Annotated in this window: 5 protein-coding genes; all 5 read left to right on the forward strand. The window is 31.7% G+C overall.

Features of this window, described 5'->3' with window-relative positions; all coding sequences use genetic code 11:
- Positions 1–66 precede the first annotated feature (66 nt).
- The 5 genes from LS72_RS10370 to LS72_RS11035 all read left to right on the forward strand — a co-directional run bounded on the left by LS72_RS10370 (position 67) and on the right by LS72_RS11035 (position 1673).
- Positions 67–378, forward strand: a complete 312-nt coding sequence (locus LS72_RS10370) for a hypothetical protein (RefSeq protein WP_138155347.1) — start codon at positions 67–69, stop codon at positions 376–378.
- A gap of 2 nt (positions 379–380) precedes the next feature.
- Positions 381–677 (forward strand): hypothetical protein, encoded by a 297-nt coding sequence (locus LS72_RS10375; RefSeq protein WP_034555573.1) that lies wholly within the window; start codon positions 381–383, stop codon positions 675–677.
- A complete protein-coding gene (locus tag LS72_RS10380) occupies positions 631–1017 on the forward strand; it encodes a hypothetical protein (protein WP_034555574.1) in 387 nt (128 codons plus the stop codon). The genes LS72_RS10375 and LS72_RS10380 overlap by 47 nt, the downstream gene beginning before the upstream one ends.
- Before the next feature lie 123 nt (positions 1018–1140).
- Positions 1141–1287, forward strand: a complete 147-nt coding sequence (locus LS72_RS11030) for a hypothetical protein (protein WP_194145614.1) — start codon at positions 1141–1143, stop codon at positions 1285–1287.
- 143 nt (positions 1288–1430) lie between these two features.
- A complete protein-coding gene (locus tag LS72_RS11035) occupies positions 1431–1673 on the forward strand; it encodes a hypothetical protein (protein WP_194145615.1) in 243 nt (80 codons plus the stop codon).
- Positions 1674–1711 lie beyond the last annotated feature (38 nt).

Consider the following 1711-nt stretch of genomic DNA (forward strand, 5'->3'; position numbering starts at 1 on the left):
GAGATAGAATCACTTTTTATACAAGATTCTCAACCTTTGGAGTTAATAGCCCTCTCTGATTAAGAGATGAAAACCACAGAGGGAGCGTGGTTGCCATTTATGGGTGCAGGTCTTATTGGCGGAGTCTATGGAGGGATACAAAATATTGGATACCAAATTGGCAGGAATCAAGGTTGGAATTGGTGGAGTTTTGGGGGAGCTGTAGCGTTAGGAGCTATTGGGGGTTATTTGCGGAAGTTGTGGGGGATAAAGCAGATTCCTATAAAGATGACATTGGCTCCCGCAACGATGGGTTTAAGAGTAGTTCATGGTAGGGTAATGACTAAATATGTGCAACCTCGTTGGGATTCTTTTAAATCTCGATATTTTAGGAGATAAAAATGCTTAGCAAAAAACGAATTATGCTCTCTACAAGGAGTGTGGTATGGGGTATCACACTTTTTAACTTTGGGCTTGTAGTTCTAGGGGTTATTGGTTATGTTTTTTATTATGAGACTTTTAGTATATATATAATATTTATGATTCCTACTTTCCTTATTTTTTATATCCTTATGCTTTGTTATATTGAGCAGAGATGCCATAAGTTCTTTGCTATTAGGATTTTTAGGATGAATGGTAAGGATACCCTTAATGAATTATTGGTTAGGATATTCTCTCTACCATCTTATTTCTATTAATAAAAGTTATTCTATGTGGTCGAGATTTAAAACGTTTTTAGAATCAAGAAAAGAATCTGATGCTTTTAAAGTATTTTTTTATTTTCATATTTTTATCGAAACTCTTTTTCTAATTATCTCTCTTATTTTCTTTGATACCAAATGGTGGCAGCTTCTTGGAATGCTTATTGTTATGTTAGAAAGCACCTTTATCTTTCTATGCTATCACTATAAAGTTTATACCAAGTTTTTTATCGTGCAAGGAAGTAGAAGTTATTTTTATAGATTTTATAGCTGGATAGATAATTCTTTATTGTTAGTATTTGGTTTCTTTTGTCCTATATGGACAGATGTTTTCTAAAATATTGTTACTTTTTATACTTTACATAACTTTATCTTTAATTCCCTTTCTCACCTTAAGATTATTTTAATATCGTTAAAAATAGAATAGTTTTATTAAAAATTACATTTTAAGGGGTTCATTATGAAAAAGACAATATTTGGTTTTTTAATTTCTTTTACTTTTCTTTCTAATTTGACTTTCGCACAAGATAGTTTTACACAACAAGAAATAGAATCACTTTTTATACAAGATTCTCAACCTTTAGAGTTAATAGCCCTCTCTGATTAAGAGATGAAAACCACAGAGGGAGCTTGGGTGCCATTGTTGGCGTTAAGGGTTGGAATGGGTCTAACATTTACTAATTTGACTTATTTAAATGCCCCTAGACCACAAGATTATATTTATCATGGAAGACCTTGGTTATACACTAAATGGTAATTTCAATAGAGGAATTAACTTTTGCGGTGGGTTCAGTTTATTCTCTGCTGTGGCTTTATGCTTTATGCCATTTAGATAAGATGAGCTACAAGCAATTTATTGGTTTTTTCCTCCTAACAATTTTAGTAATAGCTATTAGATTTCATAACGAAATCTTCAATCTAGTCTTTGTTGCATTAGGCTGTGTCGCATTAGTTTTAATAATTTTCTTTAAGAAGTCCATTAATAAAACTTAATCTTTGTATCAGTGATTTAATGTTTTCTTTAATGATGA

The organism is Helicobacter apodemus, from assembly GCF_000765745.2.
GTDB lineage: Bacteria > Campylobacterota > Campylobacteria > Campylobacterales > Helicobacteraceae > Helicobacter_D > Helicobacter_D apodemus.

What these genes read in the sequence shown, in the direction of transcription:
- LS72_RS10380 (WP_034555574.1), top strand. Translation starts at nt 631, where the DNA reads ATGAATTATTGGTTAGGATATTCTCTCTACCATCTTATTTCTATTAAT.
- LS72_RS11030 (WP_194145614.1), top strand. Translation starts at nt 1,141, where the DNA reads ATGAAAAAGACAATATTTGGTTTTTTAATTTCTTTTACTTTTCTTTCT.
- LS72_RS10370 (WP_138155347.1), top strand. Translation starts at nt 67, where the DNA reads ATGAAAACCACAGAGGGAGCGTGGTTGCCATTTATGGGTGCAGGTCTT.
- LS72_RS11035 (WP_194145615.1), top strand. Translation starts at nt 1,431, where the DNA reads ATGGTAATTTCAATAGAGGAATTAACTTTTGCGGTGGGTTCAGTTTAT.
- LS72_RS10375 (WP_034555573.1), top strand. Translation starts at nt 381, where the DNA reads ATGCTTAGCAAAAAACGAATTATGCTCTCTACAAGGAGTGTGGTATGG.